Raw genomic sequence first — 16,762 nt, 5'->3', positions numbered from 1 at the left:
CTTATGGCTCCCGCAAATGTTGACTACACCGAAAAAAGCCCTCACGTCCATAGACGCGAGGGCTTTCTATCAAGCTATTATATGACTTCTACCCAGCCATTTTTTATTGCTGTAACTACAGCTTGCGTACGATCATTCACATTCATTTTCTGCAAAATATTGCTCACATGGTTTTTCACCGTTTTTTCACTGATGAAGAGAGCCTCTGCTACTCCGCGGTTGCTCTGCCCGTCTGCTAATAGCTGCAGCACTTCGCATTCTCTGCGGGTCAGCAGATGGAGCGGTTTACGGTACTCGATGGCACGGAACGCCTCATTGGAACTCGTATCTGAAAGTCGGCGATATTCAGCCACTAAATTATGAGTCACTTTAGGATGAAGGTAAGAACCTCCGTTTCCTACTACCTTTATAGCTTCGATTAATGCGTTCGAGTCCATTTCTTTCAATAAATAACCTTGTGCTCCCGTTTTTAAGGCGTGAGTGACATAGTTTTCATCGTCGTGAATAGACAGGATGATAATCTTTAGACTTGGATGTCTTTTCGTTAGTTCGGCTGTTGCTTCTACCCCGTTCATGCTCGGCATATTTATATCCATTAAAACAACATCAGGATTATGTTTATCGATTATATCTAGCGCAGCTGAACCGTCGTCTCCTTCGGCAACGACCTCAAAGCTGGATTCAAAGTCAAGGATTCTTTTTACTCCCTCACGAAACAATTTGTGGTCATCAATTAATACGATTCTGGTCATATTGAGTCTACCTCCTAAATTTTTAGCATCCGAATCTCTTTTTTTAAATCGAATGCAGTGGTTCTCTAAATTCTATTTATCTATTTTAGTCGATCGACCCTAATCCTAATTCCTATTATAAACGATTCACGCCTTTTTACATAGTTTTTCATCTATTTAACTATTTAATGGCATTTTAATCGTTACGATGGTCCCTTCTCCTGGTACAGAATGGATATCCAAGTCACCATTCACCATTTCTACCCGTTCCCGCATACCTACGAGCCCGAAAGACTTTTCTTTCTTCACAGAAGGGTCGAAGCCTTTCCCATCATCTTTAATGACAATGGTCGTCGAACTGGCTTTTAGCTCGAATTTCACTTCAATCGTACGTGCTTCCGCATGCTTTAATGCGTTTTGGACGGCTTCTTGAATTAGCCTGAAAATGGCAACCTCATACTTACTGTCTATCCTCCGGCTGCTCCCCATGGATACAAATTCAATGGTTGTTTGATTGTAATCTTCTACCGTCGCCAAGTATTTTTTCAAGGTCGGTACTAATCCAAGATCGTCTAACGCCATCGGCCGTAAATCGTAAATAATACGGCGCACGTCATATAGCGCAGAGCGGACTAGCTTTCGGACGTTACGCATCTCTTCTAATGCTTCATCTATTCCTCGGGCATTAAACGTCCGTTCTACCAAGTCGGATCGAAGCATAACATTTGCGAGAGCTTGAGCTGGGCCATCGTGGATTTCTCGGGAAAGGCGCCGCCTTTCTTCCTCTTGGGCTTCAATAATCTGGAGCCCGAATTGCTGTTTTTCTTTTGCAGTCTTTAGAGTTTCAGTTACGTCTTTAAGATCTTCCGTCAAATAGTTCAATACGACTGAAATTTTACCAGCCAGTCCTTCGGCTTTTTCTATCGTTTCATCTATGCTTCTTAATCTTAATTCGATCTCATGTCGCCGATCACGTAACTGTTTCTCTTTCTCTCTTGTCATCGATAAATCCATTTGTAGTCCATGAGTTTGTTCATACACTTTTCGTATTTCGTCTTCCGAGTATTGCAGGAATTTCTTACTGACTTCTGACAACCGGAGCCTCGATAACCGGACTTTACGCTCCAGTTCATCTCCATCGTCTATTAAAGTCGCTACATTAACTTTAATAGTTTCAAGTTCCTTGCTAAGCTTCTCAAACTCGGTACGAGAATCTTCTCCAATCTGGAAAATCTCATCTTTACTATTGGAAACGGTCGAGACCATATCCTTGATAATATAGTCAAGCGCTTTATTCCCAGACTTAGAATCATCCATTTTAAGTCTCCTCCATCAATGTTCACAATAATCATTCGTAGGACCTAAGTCCATTTGTGGGGGTAGTTGTTCATTTGACAAATTCCATCAATAAGTTGCCCCAATTACTCTACCCATTATATAATAAAAATTTAGGAGGTTAAATCACGATGCTAGAATGTTATACAACTGTAAAGAAAGAAGGACATCATGAAATAAACATACAAAAGTCTCGGTTTATTGGCTACATCAAAAGATGTGAAACTGAAGAAGAAGCTCAAGCCTTTATACAATCGATTAAAAAGAAACACTCCGATGCTACACATAATTGTTCAGCCTATATGATTGGCGAGCATGATCTAATTCAAAAAGCGAATGACGATGGGGAACCGAGCGGCACGGCTGGAGTTCCTATGCTTGACGTTTTGAAAAAAATGGAGTTGAAAGATACAGCGGTGGTAGTGACGAGGTACTTCGGGGGAACGAAACTCGGAGCCGGCGGCTTAATCCGCGCCTATTCAAGTGCCGTCTCTGAAGCGATCAAAGCTACCGGAGTCGTAAAGAGAGAGCTCATGCAAGAAGTTAAAGTAACAGCCGAATATACACTTCTTGGTAAACTCGAGAATGAAATCAGAAATTCAGTCCACCCTATTAAAAAGGTTAATTACCTGGAGAATGTGGAAATAGACGTATATGTTAAAAAAAATGATATTGATGAATTTAAGAAATGGATTGTTAATTTAACAAGCGATAAAGCAGTTATTACTGTTGGGAGTTTTTCCTATATGGAGACAAACGCAGATGTATAATACACGGAATACAAAAGGAGTTTATAGGGATGAAAAGTAGAAAAATAAGAATATTTTTCTGGGTCATCGCTGCAGTTGTCCTTTTGTCGATAGGAGCTACAGCGGGGTATGCCGCTTTTTTGACCGACAAAGCACGGGAAACGGCTAATTCTTCTCACGATTCATTAGCAAGAGGAGAAAAGTCAGAAAAACGTGAGGAAATAGTTACTCCTGATTTGAATTCTACTTCTATGTTATTTGTCGGTGTAGATGACAGCGACAAACGCAGCGCAAGTGAAAACGGCAATAGCAGTAGTTTATCGGATGCCCTCGTACTGGCAACTTTTAATAATGATGATAAAACTGTAAAGCTGGTCAGTATACCGCGAGACGCTTACACATACATTCCAGAGGTCGGTTACTACGATAAAATCACACACGCCCATTCTTTCGGTGGAATAGATGCAACAATAGAAACTGTAGAAAATTTGTTTGATATCCCTGTGGATTACTACGTCCGCTTGAACTTCAATTCTTTTGTCGATGTAATTAATGCTATAAATGGAGTCGAATATGACGTACCTTTCGACTTAGCCGAACAAAACAGTGATGATGAGAAAGGTGCCATCAAGCTTGAAGAAGGCAGACAGACGGTGAATGGAGAAGAAGCTTTAGCTCTAGTCCGCTCAAGACAATATGACAGTGACCTTGCGCGAGGAGAACGTCAAATGGAAATGATCAAAGCAATCACCGACAAGACTGCCAGTCTCGGTTCCATTTCTAATTATGGTAAGATTATCGATTCGATCGGTAATAATATGAAAACGAATCTATCATTCGATGATATGACTTCATATAAGGATTACGTAATTAGTGGAAACGGGCTTGATTTCGATGATATGCAGTTAAAAGGTGAAGGAGGCTATCACGATAACGGTATATGGTATTACCAAATCAATGAAACGAGTTTAGAAAATATTCAAGAGTCATTGAGAAGTCACCTGGATCTAGATGCCCCTAATAATTCCGGATCATTTGCTGGTGAAGACCAATCCGCTGAAGAAGATATCAATTGATGACCTTATAAAATTTCCCGGGAAATAAGTATTAAAATGCTTACCGGTGTCGAAAAATCACTATTCCGATAAGAATAGTGATTTTTTGCACAAGATTTGAACAAATACAGTGGGTACTAAGTAATTTTGCATGAAGATGATTATACAATTGTTATACTGGACATTCGTTTCATAAAATGTAAAATGGAATTTGTGTGTTTTTTACTATAGGAGGATAAATTATTTATGGAAAAACTTGAAAGAAGACAATTAAAGCGCTCCCTAAAGCCTCATTGGGTATGGGCCATCGCATTCGGCTCAGCAATCGGGTGGGGAGCTTTTGTATTACCCACTGATTGGATCGGACAGGCTGGACCTATCGGAGTAGTCCTAGGAATACTGTTAGGCGCAATTCTTATGATGGTCATTGGAGTCAGCTACGGCTTCCTAATTGAGAAATTCCCGGTAACCGGTGGGGAATTTTCTTACGCTTATATAGGATTCGGTCGTGGATTCGCATTTATGGCTGGCTGGTTTCTGACCCTCGGGTACATATGTATTGTAGCCTTGAACGCATCAGCTCTCTCCCTGCTTGCCAAATTTCTATTCCCTGAATTCGCAGCGATAGGTACACTTTATAGTGTAGCTGGGTATGATGTATCTATCGTACAAATCTTGATCGCTAGTACGGTACTTGTAGTTTTTGCTTTATTAAACATTAGAGGAACCAGCTTTTCCGGCCAGACTCAATTCATTTTCAGTCTTATTTTGATTTTAGGAATACTGATGTTAGCGGCTGGTGCGATGTTCACTGAGGGTCCATCCCTATCCAACATCACACCTGGCTTTGAGCCAACACAGCCGGCCATTGCTTCTGTCTTGGCAATCCTGGCGATTGCACCTTTCGCTTACGTAGGTTTCGATAATATACCTCAAGCAGCTGAAGAGTTTAAGTTCGAATCGAAAAAAGCTTTCGGCTTGATAATATGGTCACTATTAGCTGCAGGGCTTGCTTACGCATTTATGATCATTATCACAGCAAGTACGATGCCGTGGCAGAACCTGCTGGCACAAATTAACGAACAAAATTCTGTCTGGGGAACAGGAGACGCCATCGAGAGTTATATGGGACGAACAGGCGTATTCATCATTGCTGCAGCTATATGCATGGGTATATTTACAGGTTTGAATGGTTTTTACTTATCTGCCAGTCGATTGACCTTTGCTATGGGCCGCGCAAGAATTTTACCAAATGCTTTCCGCTCGCTGCACAGTAAATACCACACGCCTTATGTCGGAATTATATTTACTATGTCGATATGTTTAATTGCTCCGTGGTTTGGACGTGAAGCACTTTTATGGGTAGTCGATATGTCTTCAACCGGAGTTGCCATTGCCTACTTTTTCTGTACAGCAACCGCTTATAAAATGTTTAAATGGTCCAATAAGCAGCCTGACAAAAATATTAAAACTGTTGCTGCACCCGGCAGAAAACTATTATCTTTATTAGGAATGATCAGTTCTATCATCTTTCTCATTCTATTGTTACTACCTGCTTCACCAGCTGCATTAGGACAGGAATCTCTAGTAGCTCTTGGAATCTGGGTATTGCTAGGCGTAGTATTCTACCTATTTAATTCACGCCGGTACAACAATCTGTCTGATGAAGAATTGAATTATCTTATTATTGGAAGAGAGAAAATTTAGCTATATTATTTTAATGATAGACAGGATGAATAGCACTTAAGGTTATGTGAAATTGCAAAATAAATAGGTTCAGTCCCAAAAGTTTAAGAGATAGGATTTTGGACTAAACCTACAATTAAATACTTCCACGCAAGAAGGCTCAGAACCGAATATAGGTATTCTGAGCTTTTTTACATGCTGATTCGCTTGTAACTCCAGGTCTTCTATTCAAAAACTGAACAACTCCCATTAAAATGGAGAGAGTTATATTTGAATTAAAAACCTTGAGATTCCAGCTGAGCCGTTTCTATTGATGTTGATGTCATAGGCTTACCAGAAGTAATCACCCATAAATTCTCTTCATCATCAAAGGTGAAATCATATTCCCACGAATACGTATTTTTATTCATTCGGGCGCTATCCTCTCCCTCACCATCAAGATAGTACCCGGACTTAATATCAAAGGATGCGCTCATAGTCGATTTATAACTTCCTGTTTCTTTATCTACTGTTACTTCAGGGTTTCCTTCATAAAAAATACCCTTTATTTCACCATCATAATGCTGGCCCAAGCTTTCCATTTCTTCAATGCTTAGTTTTGTGTCTTCTAAATAAGAATCATTCCTCATCCTATTGAAAACAGTTATGTCTTTCTCTTTAAAAGCAGTCACATATTCTTCAACATGCTCAGACACAGCCTGTTGTAAGTCGGCTTCCAATGTTTCTTCTAAAGAAGCCTTGACAGCTTGAGGATTAAGATCTTCGAAGTTCACTTCCACCGTCTCTTTGGAAAGTTCATATGTATTTATTGTTACAACCTCATCATAAGTCTCTCCGTCTATTTCTACTACACCTTTTAACTCATGTTCTCCTGGAGGCAGTCCACTAAGCTCATAAGTTCCTTTAGAAAGTGTTCCAAGTTGTTCATTATTTAAATAAAGTTTCACACCTGATTGCGTAGAGAAAACTTCCATATTCTCTGGGGTCAATTGCAGTTTATAATCATTAAACATCAACCATTTGGAACCTTGATTACTGACATGGAGCATTTGTTCATTTTCTAACTCAGCTCCGTCGGCCGAAGCTCTTAAATATCCTAAAGTCTCGACAAACTCCCCGGAAGATTTATTGAAATGCTCAACCATGTTCTCAGCATGAGTCAATTTGAATGATTCGGAAGCGTGCTGAAAATCAATCAACTTCAATAGGCTTTCAGCATCGTTTTCTTTTACAGCGTTCTCAAATTCGTGAACGATATATTCAGAGGAAGTAATTTTCGAAAGATACGCCCATCCAGTAACTGATAGACCGATCACCATTGCAACAGTTATTAAAGTAGTAAATATTTTCTTCCAATTTTTATTTTTATTCTTTTTTTGTTCTTTATAATGGCGTTCATAATATTGACTGGCGTTCAACCAATCATCACTAGCAGCAAAATAAGACGGCTGTTTTGCCCGCGTATTTGAAGTACATTCTTCACAAGTACTATTTGAAGAATGTACTTCATTTCCACATTCGATACACTTTTCCATAAAACTCCCCCATCTTTTGTAAAACTGATTCTATTTTAGCATAAAAGTACAGCTATAAAATCTCCGTTTCGCAAGTTTTTCCTATAATGTAAGTATTCGTATGACATAGAACCTTTATCGCGCTCTGAACTTCCTTCTAAAAATTGGTTAATGCTAGGAGTTTGTAAGTTGTAAGAGAGCACAAAAAAACCCGAATAAGCACGCTATTTCAGCGTCTCTCATTCGGGAAACATTTGATAAAATCTAAGCTCTCTCTTTAAGATTCATTTGTTTCATCGTTTCTATAGAGTGCCGTACTTCCTCTATAGTCAATCCTAATTCTTTTGCTTCTTTTACAAGGGCTACCCAGTCCGCATCCAACTTCATCACAAACTCCATATCGTCCAATGAATGATCCCCCTACCATTCATCCTAGACAACCCGGCCATCATAATCCTCTAAGGATTTTAGACCCGTAGTTTTGCGTCCTTATTTTTCAATAAGTTTGCCTTTTTCAAGGAGAAGTCGCTTGATATAAACTTTATTATAATGGTGTTTTTCAAAAAGCACAATAGTTTTACAGAAAATTACGACAATATTCTATAGTTTTCATGCGCTACTACTGTACGTTCAAATTCAAAATCTACTTCAGCAAGATTATCCATAATCGTCAAGTCCACTATGACAGAGCGCTGGCATTGACTAGGAATGACTTTTCCTTTAAATGTGATATCATTTCTTTCAAATTCTACGATATTACCAGGTTGAGCTATCTTTGTATCTGGTGTAACCATTATAGTGACCCCTTTCCACATTTAAACAATTCAAAATAAAGGATAATGTAATTATTCAGATAAATCAAGTAATATATATAATATGATTAAAATTTTCGATAATTTTAGACAAAAAGAGACAGGAGCAATCACTGCTCCTGTCTCTTTAGTTACCATAGTAATAATAATAGTTGCTATTCTTTTTCTCCTGATCGTTTAAAACTACTCCAAGAATATTAGCTTTGGACTGCTCCAGTAATTCTTTAGCACGCTCGGCAGAAGAATTATCTGTGTGGCCGCTTCTTACCACAAGCATGACGCCGTCGACTTCACTAGCTAAGACTTGAGAATCAGAAACAGCAAGCACTGGAGGTGTATCAAAAACTAGCAGATCATAGGTCTGTCGAGCTTCCAGAATAAGCTTGCTCATCGCTTTTGAGCCAAGTAATTCAGAAGGATTCGGTGGAATCGGCCCACTCGTCATGACCTCTAAGTTTTCTACATTGGTATTTTGGGTCGTCGCTTTTAAAACCTCTTTACCTACTAAGAAATTGCTCAATCCTTTTGTGTTGTTAAGTCGGAAAGAGTGATGGACCGTCGGTTTTCTTAAATCTGCATCAATCAATAATACTCTCTTTCCTTGCTGAGCGAATACGGCAGCAATATTTCCAGCTGTCATCGATTTTCCTTCAGCAGGTCCAGATGAAGTGACAAGTAGTGTATTCAATTCATGGTCTACGGAAGCGAACTGTAAATTGGCACGTACTGTCCTATACTGCTCAGCAATCGGTGATTTAGGATTATCATTTGCAATAATTTTCCTTGCCTTCATCAGCAAATCATTTTTCTTATTTTTTTTACGTGCCAACCGACTCACCCCTAACTTTGGAAGCCCTGCTATTCTGTTCGCTCATAGACTCTGGCCCAAGATCTTCTTCAGAAACCGTTGAGATTACTCCCATTAAGGGTAATCCCAAAGTTTTTTCCACATCTTGTTCTGTTTTGATTGTATTGTCCAAATACTCTAATAAGAAAGCTAAGCCTACTCCAACCATAAGACCTACTACGATAGCAATTGCAATATTCAGCGCAGGCTGTGGGCTTACTGGTGACGGGTCCGCTTTCTCCATTGCAGGCGAGAGAATATTAACATTATCTACGTTCATAAGTGTCGGAATGGTCTCTTGGAACGTTTCTACTGTATTGTTAGCTATTTCAACAGACATGGAAGGACTCTCATCCGTGACGGTAACGTTCACAACTTGCGATTCTTCAGCACTCGACACTTGAATTTTATTACTCAACTGTTCTGCTGACATATCTAACCCTATGTTATCGGTAACCTGATCTAATACCGCGGGGCTTTTGATGATAACATTGTATGTACTAATTAATTCAACATTCGTTCTAATATCATTGACATCATAAGGGTTATTCGAATCCGTACTTTCAGATTGATTAACGATGAACTCCGAGGATGCTTCATATGTAGGGGTTAAAACGAAGAAGGTTACAACTGCACTAATCGCTGCAGCGCCTACTGTGATAGCAAGTATCATCCAAATTCTTTTTTTCAAAACTTCAAATATTTCTTTTAAAGAAATGGTTTCTTCCATTGATGTACCTCCAATTATGTAAATGCTTCGTGTCGAAAAGACACAAGATATCTCGTATTATATCATACTGTTCTACATAATAAAGCACAGAATAATGTGAGTATCTACCTAAAACTTTACAAATAGTATGCTCATCCCTGTATCCATGGGAGATTCCAGCTATTTACGGGTTTTGTAAATTTTCATAAAATTTATGATAGGTTTATAATCTTTTCCAATTAATCCGGTGAATTCGGCGATCAGTTCGATCATTAATATCAATGATGCGACTACTGCTAAAGAACCGAATAATGTGGCCTGGGAGAACACTACTGCAGCTATACTGAATAAAGCACTCACTGCATAAATGATCAGAACAGCTTGTGGATGAGAGTACCCTAAGTTGAGCAGACAATGATGCAGATGGGACTTGTCCGGAGAAGACCACGGTTTATTCTGCAATTTCCGTCTTAATATAGCAAATAAAGTATCTGATATCGGCACACCTAATATAATGATAGGGATGATGAATGAAAATAATGTCACATTTTTGAACCCTAATAAAGATAAAACAGCAATCATGAAGCCTAGAAAAAGCGCTCCTGTATCCCCCATGAATATTTTGGCGGGATAAAAATTGAACAGAAGGAATCCTAACGTACTGCCTAATACGATAAGGCCTACAATAACTACAAAAGTGTTTCCCATAAATAATGCCATTCCAGAAATGGTCAATAAAGCTATGGAAGAGACACCTGCAGCTAACCCGTCTAATCCATCGATAAGATTAATAGCGTTAGTAATACCTACAATCCATAACACAGTGATCGGTATACTTAGCATTCCGAACTCCAACTGCCCCCCAAATGGAAGATTAACGAACTCAACTTGCACTCCTCCATAGATAACGACTCCGGTAGCGAGAAGCTGACCTAATAATTTTATTTTTGGCGAAACTTCTACTAAATCATCAGCAACGCCGGTTACAACGACCAAACTTGCACCAATAATAATAGGAAGCGTATATGTACTATCAGGATAGAATACGATGATCCCTGCAAGGAAACTTAGAAATATAGCTAAACCTCCTAATCTCGGCATTGTTCCTTTATGTACTTTTCTTTCATTTGGCTGATCGGTCGCTCCTAACCTCAATGCTGCTTTTTTAACAAAAGGGGTAATCAAGATCGTAGCGATAAAACAGAAAATGACCACAAGGTATTCCAATTAAAAACCTCCTTCTATATTTGTAATGATTTTTAGATAAATTATATGTATTTTTTTTAGGCTCTCTAGTAAGATACAATACTTTGTCAAATTTTACTAGAGTTAGTTCTACTAATCCAGATAAAATTCGATCAAATTCGTCAAAACCTGAACGTCTGCAACTTAACTTCTATGGAATAAACTAGTAAATCAGTACCATGTCATGATAAAATATGTATGATTACATAGTCTAAGGAGTGTTTAATGCTTATGATTGAAACTCTCAAAAAAGTCCTCCCTGAAAAGACGGATAGACCTCTTAAAAAGCATTTAAAATCTATCGAATATATTAATGGTCTTGAAAGTGAGATCAGTATACTTTCAGATAAAGCACTCCAGTCAAAAACATTACATTTTAAAAAAAAGATCCGCAATGGCACGTCTTTAAAACAAATACAACATGAAGTATTTGCAGTCGTTCGTGAAGCGTCTAAACGAGTGCTCGGACTTCGGCCATTTGACGTGCAGTTAATGGGCGGATTGATATTAAGCGAAGGAAACATTGCTGAGATGGCTACAGGAGAGGGAAAGACGCTAGCAGCATCCATAGCGGGTTATTTAAAAGCATTGGAAGGTAAAGGTGTGCACGTAATTACGGCTAATGAGTATTTAGCCAAACGAGATTTTGAAACATTAAAACCATTGTATACATTTTTAGGCATGAGCACAGGACTAAACATCTCTAAATTATCATCTGCAGAAAAGAAACAAGCGTATAAAGCTGATATAACATATGGAATCGGAACCGAATTTGGATTCGATTTTTTAAGAGACCACATGGTGAATAACAAAAACCAAAAAGTTCAAAGAAATTACCACTTCGCTCTCATTGATGAAATTGACAGTGTACTTATAGATGAAGCAAAAACACCGCTTGTTATCGCTGGTAAAGCAATGTCCAGCCCAAAGTTGCACAAGGTTTCCGCTTTGTTAATAAGCAGCTTCGAAGAGGAAACGGATTATCAGGTGGATCGAGAAAATAAATTCGTGAACCTTAACGAACAGGGTGCATTAAAAGTCGAGAAAGCCTTTGATATAGAAAATTTATACGATTTAGAACATCAGTCTTTATATCACTACATCATTCAGAGCTTGAGAGCTCACGTGCTATTCAAACGGGATGTAGATTACATAGTAGATCATGATCAAATAAAACTGGTAGATATATTCACTGGCAGAGTGATGGATGGAAGAACGTTGTCTGACGGGCTTCATCAGGCATTAGAGGCAAAAGAAAGCGTATCGATCAGTGAGGAAAACAAAACTCGAGCGTCCATAACGGTACAAAACTACTTCAGAATGTATCCGATGCTCTCTGGAATGACCGGAACGGCTAAGACCGAAGCAACTGAATTTCAAAATCTTTATGGAATGAACGTAATTAAAGTACCTACTAACAGACCAGTTAAAAGAGTCGATTACACTGACCTCATATTTATGACAAAAGCTCAAAAATACAAGGCACTCGCAAGAATCGTTAAGGAGAAGCACCAAACCGGTCAGCCTATTCTGATTGGAACTACCTCTATCCTTCAATCTGAAGAAGTTGCAAAGTATCTAAGAGAAGCCGGCCTCATCTTCCAACTTCTTAATGCCAATAGCGTGGAGCAAGAAGTGAAGCTCATTGCAAAAGCCGGTCAAAAGTACAATATTATTATCGCCACTAACATGGCTGGTCGTGGCACAGATATAAAATTGGGTGAAGGAGTAGACAAATTAGGCGGGCTGTTCGTCATTGGAACAGAAAGGCATGACGCACGAAGAATTGATAATCAATTGAAAGGACGGGCTGGCCGCCAAGGCGATTCTGGAGCTTCTCAGTTCATTATATCCCTGGAAGATGAATTGATTTCAAGATTCGCAAAAGATGAACTAAAACGAAAGTTAAAAACGATAACAACAGATTCAAATGAACAAGTTCTAAATAAAGACATGAATCAATTTATAAATACGGCCCAGCAGATAAGTGAAGGAAGCAATTATAATATTAGGGAACTGACGCTTAAGCTGGACGATGTTGTGAATGATCAGAGAAAAGTCGTGTATGAGTTCAGAGATTCACTTTTAGAAAAAAAAGATTTGATTCACTTGATCGTATCCATGTTGGGGGAATACTTCGATAATTTAATTGAGCATCATTGTCCAGAAACAATCGCTTACGAGAATTGGCCGATTGAACACATTGAGGTTGAAATAAAGAGGGCTGCCCCTGCGGCTGAGGTAAACTTAATGTTGGACTATGAAGATCCTGAACAATTAAAGCAAGAAGCTTCTAACATTGCACGAAAATATGAAGCCTACTTGAATCAGTGGAGAGAAAATGACCAGCTTCAAACGGAATTGAGAATAGTCTGCCTCTCCGTCATTGACCAATTATGGACTCGTCATTTAGAAATGATGAATCGTTTAAAAGAGGGTATTGGAATGCGTCAATATCAGCAGGAAGACCCTATAAGATTGTACCAAAACGATGGATTTTATATTTTTCGTTATACTTTTTCAGAAATACGCAAAGAAATGATTCTTGAACTGTCGCAACACGTACAGGACTACTGTAACAGCGGGAACGAAGGGGTTTCAAAGGATGGAACGTATGATTAATTTCTTAAAAAATCGTTTTAAAAATGACCAAAGCTTTGATGAAGATGCTGTAGACTCAGAAGGTTTCACCGATGTGCAGCAAACTCCTGCAGACACACAAATATATCCCAAACTTTCTGTACATCCTGAATGGAAAGTTTCAGACGAGGACGAATACGTTTTTAAGTATTTGAACACACAAATGCAGCCATTAAAACCAAACCAACTTTCAATTTCCGGATATGACTTAAGCATCATAAACCGAAAATTAATAGTAGACGTGTTTATTAGAAGCTCTCTTCCTAAAAGCGTACGATTAAAAAAGTCCACGATTCTTCTATTAAACAATGACCATGAAAAGATCGCACAAAAAGAAGTGGAATTGAAAAATGCAGGAACTTTACCTTCAAACGCCAGCCGTCCCTGGACAATTGAATTTGAAAGAAAAGACTTTTTGAAAGACGTATATGAGCTCTCATTTGAAGATGGGTGGAAAGTAGTATTTGAACTCACCAAACCCTCAAATGAACATTCTCTGTCCTTAGACTATATATGGAGGGAGAAAATGACTTTCGATGACATAGAGAAGCTAGAAAAATATGTAGCCAGCCTTCCTTTACCAACAAAAGACGAGTTGACATTTCATGGCTTACATGCAACCTTTTCTCAAACAGGAGAGTTACATGCCACTATTTTAATACGAAATGGCAGTGACAAGGATTACAGGCTAAAATACCTTCCTTTAAGATTCGAAGATGCCAGCCAACAAATTGTCGGAGAAAGAGGGTTTTCATTACAGGATTTCGTTGTGAAAACCAACACAAGTAAGCCCTGGACATTCATCTTTCCTAAACCCTCACTCACTGATTATGAAGCAGATTTAACTGAATGGCAGCTCTATCCAATAGAAAAGGCAAGATAAAGAGTTCTCTCTTTATCTTGCCTTTTACTTTCTAATAAAAACGATAGTTACTTAGCTTCGTCTACAATTCTTCCTTCAATCTCAGGATCTACTTCTCCAAGTTCAGCTACGTAATCACGGAAATTCTCCCAGTCAGATGAACCAAGGTCTGTTACGCGTCCCTCATCGTAAGCCGCCGCAAAGACGTCAAATCCGTCTCCACCTTTTGCTGTAAATGCATTGGTAGCGATGAGATACTCTTCTTCGTCTTCAAGGGCTACCATATCCTCACCTTTCTTAAACTCTACTGATTGAACACGATTCCCAGATTCCTCTGAGCTGGAATACGTAAATTCCATACCAGAAACATGCAGGAAACCGCCATTTTCAGACGGGGCTTCACTAACACTATGTTCTAAGGCTTGCTTGATTTCAGCACCTGTCAACTCCATAGTGGCTAAAGTATTTCCGAAAGGCATCACTTCTAAGATTTCTCCAATAGTGATTGGGCCTTGATCAATGGAAGTACGGATTCCTCCACCATTTTGAAATGCAGCAATTACATTCTCATCATACTCTTTCGCCTTATCAAGCATTCCATCTGTAATCAAATTTCCTAGTTTTGTTTCACTGTTTCTCACACTTACATCACTGCCTTCACCCGTACGAGGATTCGGAAGCTCAGTAACAGCTACTCCTCCACTCTCTTCATTTTCAACTTTTTCAATCTGGGATGAATACTCCTCAAGCATCTCAGCAGCCTCTGGGTTCTCTTCAAACTCGGATACTTCCAGCAATTCACCGCTAAATCCTGTTACAACACCATTTTCATCAAATTCAACGTCTAACGTCCCTAAATCACTCCCATACTGGGAAGCTTGAACGATGACTGTTGGATCTTTTTCTTCACCATCTTTGTTTTCCGATACTTCTGTCGGCTCATCTAAAGATGTGTGACTATGACCGCCAACGATGACGTCAATACCTTCTACATGTTCAGCTAAAAGTAAATCGTTATCATAGTTTGGATTGTCATCATATCCAATGTGGGTGAGACCGACAATTTTATCGATTCCTTCTTTCTCGAAAGAGGCCACCTGTTCTTCTGCCGCTTCGATATAATCCTCAAAGGTTATGTCCTCCGGGCTGGAAATGTCAGCTGTCTCTGCCGTCGTCAAACCAAACACTCCTACCTTCTCCCCATCAATTTCCTCGATGACACTGTTATAAATTTGTCCGTCTTCAGGAGAGTCTGTCATTTCATCATTAAATAGGTCTTTCATGTTGCTATCTTGTGAGAAGTCTACATTGGAACTGACGTAAGGAAACTTCGATGCTGTTACAAAATCCGCAAGAGCCTTATGTCCATCCGGGCTGGAACCTAGATCGAATTCATGATTTCCGAAAGTCATCAAATCGTATTCCATCAAATTCATGAATTCCAAATCCGCTTGACCAAGAAATTCGTTAAAGTATAAAGTTCCTGAAAAAACATCCCCGGCATCCAATAAAAGAGCATTTGGTTTCTCAGCTCTGACGTTTTCAACAGCCGTAACCCTTCTTGCAACATCATCTAAATTGGCATGTGTATCATTCGTATGCATCAAAGACAATTCATAGCTTTCGCTTTCTCCACCGTCTGGTTTCGGCAGTTTATCCCCGAATTTATAATCAGTATTAGCTAACAGCCAGGCAAAATCACCACGCTTTACATCCTGTTCAGGACCAAAAGTGATAGGAGTCAAACCATTAATTAATCCATTTGCGTACAACGTTTCTATAGCGGGTTCATACCAGGCTCCATCCCTGAGGTCACCAAAAGGAAGGTCTGCCTCTTCGTTTTCAATTTCATACGAATTGACAATGAGCTGAGCAAACTCTGCGCGTGTCATCTGCTTATTAGGATCAAAAGTTCCATCTCCCATTCCAGATATGTAACCTTCATCATAAAGAGTATTTACGTATTTGGCATACCATGCACTATCAGGAACGTCAGAAAATTGGCCTCCAGTAGAGTCATCAGTATCAAGGTCAAGAATTTTGACTATCATCTTGGATGCTTCAGCTCTCGTCATAGAAGTGAACATCTTGAATTCTCCATCTTCATATCCGTTGACTACGCCAGCGTCTTTCAGCTGATGAATCACCTCATAATATTGATGTCCTTCTGACACATCAGGAAAACTGGAATCTGCGGCTACAGCTGTCGGAACCAAAGCAGAAGCGGCAAGGGCCGCACCTAATGAAGATACTAGCACCTTATTTCTCGTCTCTTTTTTGTTGCTCATTAATAAAATTCCTCCCTCACAAATTGTAATAACCTTTTTCATAGGTTAATAGGATATTTTTGGTGTTATGTAAAGAATCTTTCCAAAATTCGCCCTATTAAGATAAAATACCTATAGTTTTGATATTACATTAATTTGCAGGAATTTAAAATAGAATTTATGAATAAACATTCAATATTTAAACAGAGATTACAATAATTGCACATATAATTAATAATTTATGAGATTCATTGCAGATTCCAGTGTCGTGATTATATTATTTAAGTTTTAAAAACTTCCTACACTTGAA

14 protein-coding genes and 1 riboswitch are annotated in these 16,762 nt (G+C 38.9%); of the genes, 5 read left to right on the top strand and 9 right to left on the bottom strand.

Annotation, left to right across the window (positions count from 1 at the left end; genetic code table 11):
* Positions 1–77: 77 nt before the first annotated feature.
* Together O2Q26_RS10205 and O2Q26_RS10200 are read right to left on the bottom strand one after the other, a co-directional pair.
* A complete protein-coding gene (locus O2Q26_RS10205) occupies positions 78–752 on the bottom strand; it encodes a response regulator (RefSeq protein ID WP_253935418.1) in 675 nt (224 codons plus the stop codon).
* Between the two features lie 156 nt (positions 753–908).
* On the bottom strand, positions 909–2,048 hold the full coding sequence (locus tag O2Q26_RS10200; RefSeq protein WP_289215810.1) for a sensor histidine kinase: 1,140 nt from the start codon (positions 2,046–2,048) through the stop codon (positions 909–911).
* Positions 2,049–2,197: 149 nt separating this feature from the next.
* On the opposite strand from O2Q26_RS10200, the gene O2Q26_RS10195 reads away from it, so the two are divergent.
* From O2Q26_RS10195 to O2Q26_RS10185, 3 genes are all read left to right on the top strand, one after another.
* Complete coding sequence (locus O2Q26_RS10195; protein WP_289215809.1) at positions 2,198–2,836, top strand: YigZ family protein; 639 nt, start codon at positions 2,198–2,200, stop codon at positions 2,834–2,836.
* 29 nt (positions 2,837–2,865) lie between these two features.
* Positions 2,866–3,891, top strand: coding sequence for an LCP family protein (locus O2Q26_RS10190; RefSeq protein WP_289215808.1), 1,026 nt, complete (start codon positions 2,866–2,868; stop codon positions 3,889–3,891).
* A gap of 225 nt (positions 3,892–4,116) precedes the next feature.
* Entirely contained in the window at positions 4,117–5,577 is a 1,461-nt protein-coding gene (locus tag O2Q26_RS10185) for an APC family permease (protein ID WP_289215807.1), read from the top strand.
* Positions 5,578–5,831: 254 nt separating this feature from the next.
* On the opposite strand, the gene O2Q26_RS10180 is transcribed toward O2Q26_RS10185, so the two are convergent.
* From O2Q26_RS10180 to O2Q26_RS10155, 6 genes are all read right to left on the bottom strand, one after another.
* Positions 5,832–7,091 (bottom strand): TcaA second domain-containing protein, encoded by a 1,260-nt coding sequence (locus O2Q26_RS10180; RefSeq protein WP_289215806.1) that lies wholly within the window; start codon positions 7,089–7,091, stop codon positions 5,832–5,834.
* Positions 7,092–7,334: 243 nt separating this feature from the next.
* The gene (gene sinI / locus O2Q26_RS10175; RefSeq protein ID WP_289216025.1) at positions 7,335–7,469 is read right to left on the bottom strand and encodes a DNA-binding anti-repressor SinI; all 135 of its coding nucleotides are present in this window, start codon (positions 7,467–7,469) and stop codon (positions 7,335–7,337) included.
* 33 nt (positions 7,470–7,502) lie between these two features.
* A riboswitch (cyclic di-GMP riboswitch) is annotated at positions 7,503–7,590 on the bottom strand.
* 67 nt (positions 7,591–7,657) lie between these two features.
* Complete coding sequence (locus O2Q26_RS10170; RefSeq protein ID WP_253935424.1) at positions 7,658–7,864, bottom strand: YkvS family protein; 207 nt, start codon at positions 7,862–7,864, stop codon at positions 7,658–7,660.
* Between the two features lie 145 nt (positions 7,865–8,009).
* Positions 8,010–8,711 carry a CpsD/CapB family tyrosine-protein kinase gene (locus tag O2Q26_RS10165; protein ID WP_289215805.1) on the bottom strand — a complete coding sequence of 234 codons (702 nt, stop codon included), beginning with the start codon at positions 8,709–8,711 and terminating at the stop codon, positions 8,010–8,012.
* Positions 8,701–9,459 (bottom strand): YveK family protein, encoded by a 759-nt coding sequence (locus O2Q26_RS10160; protein ID WP_289215804.1) that lies wholly within the window; start codon positions 9,457–9,459, stop codon positions 8,701–8,703. The genes O2Q26_RS10165 and O2Q26_RS10160 overlap by 11 nt, the downstream gene beginning before the upstream one ends.
* A 159-nt stretch (positions 9,460–9,618) precedes the next feature.
* The gene (locus O2Q26_RS10155; protein WP_289215803.1) at positions 9,619–10,665 is read right to left on the bottom strand and encodes a glycosyltransferase family 4 protein; all 1,047 of its coding nucleotides are present in this window, start codon (positions 10,663–10,665) and stop codon (positions 9,619–9,621) included.
* A gap of 249 nt (positions 10,666–10,914) precedes the next feature.
* Between O2Q26_RS10155 and secA2 the strand changes: the two genes are divergently transcribed.
* Together secA2 and O2Q26_RS10145 are read left to right on the top strand one after the other, a co-directional pair.
* The gene (gene secA2, locus O2Q26_RS10150; protein WP_289215802.1) at positions 10,915–13,305 is read left to right on the top strand and encodes an accessory Sec system translocase SecA2; all 2,391 of its coding nucleotides are present in this window, start codon (positions 10,915–10,917) and stop codon (positions 13,303–13,305) included.
* A complete protein-coding gene (locus tag O2Q26_RS10145) occupies positions 13,289–14,206 on the top strand; it encodes an accessory Sec system S-layer assembly protein (protein WP_289215801.1) in 918 nt (305 codons plus the stop codon). The genes secA2 and O2Q26_RS10145 overlap by 17 nt, the downstream gene beginning before the upstream one ends.
* A 47-nt stretch (positions 14,207–14,253) precedes the next feature.
* Here O2Q26_RS10145 and O2Q26_RS10140 read toward each other — a convergent pair whose 3' ends face one another.
* The gene (locus O2Q26_RS10140; protein WP_289215800.1) at positions 14,254–16,473 is read right to left on the bottom strand and encodes a 5'-nucleotidase C-terminal domain-containing protein; all 2,220 of its coding nucleotides are present in this window, start codon (positions 16,471–16,473) and stop codon (positions 14,254–14,256) included.
* Positions 16,474–16,762: the final 289 nt, after the last annotated feature.

This window comes from Halobacillus campisalis (assembly GCF_030345335.1).
GTDB classification, from domain to species: domain Bacteria; phylum Bacillota; class Bacilli; order Bacillales; family Halobacillaceae; genus Halobacillus_A; species Halobacillus_A campisalis.
The sequence above is the reverse complement of the archived record's forward strand: the minus strand, read 5'-3'. Positions and strand labels throughout refer to the sequence as shown.